2 protein-coding genes are annotated in these 514 nt (G+C 47.3%); both read left to right on the top strand.

All coding sequences use genetic code 11. The features are described 5' to 3' along the window. The coding region (locus tag A3761_RS06675) for a 7-cyano-7-deazaguanine synthase (protein ID WP_197472910.1) at nt 1–187 on the top strand (187 nt) is incomplete at its 5' end. Between the two features lie 19 nt (nt 188–206). Then, nucleotides 207–514 (top strand): metallophosphoesterase (locus tag A3761_RS06670; RefSeq protein ID WP_197472909.1); only part of this gene is annotated, 308 nt, incomplete at its 3' end.

The raw sequence follows: 514 nt of genomic DNA, 5'->3' as shown, positions 1-514 counted from the left end.
TGCACCTTTTCAGGATATCAATAAGACAGAAATACTGAGCAAAGGGCTGGCAATGGGACTTAACTACGGTAAAACCTGGACATGCTATAACGGCAGAGAAAAGGCCTGTGGCAAATGCGGTGCTTGCCAAGAGCGACTCGAAGCGTTTTCAGAAAATAGCGCTGCCGATCCCCTTCCCTACGAATAATAACTAACAAGGAAAGCTTATGGCTCGTTATGCCATCGGTGACGTTCAGGGCTGCTATCAAGCACTCACCCGTCTACTCGACCAGATATCTTTTGACCAGAACCGTGACGAACTATGGTTCGCAGGAGACCTTGTAAATCGAGGCCCCGACTCGCTTGACTGTCTGCGCCTGATCAAAAGCCTGGGTAACCAAGGCGGACATCCTGCCAAGGTTATTCTTGGTAATCATGACCTTCACTTATTGGCTACCTACTATTTAAAGCGCCAGCCTAAAAGAAAAGACACCTTTGCTGAAATTTTTGCAGCAGATGACTGCCATGAATTGAT

The organism is Oleiphilus sp. HI0123, from assembly GCF_001635315.1.
The sequence above is the reverse complement of the archived record's forward strand: the minus strand, read 5'-3'. Positions and strand labels throughout refer to the sequence as shown.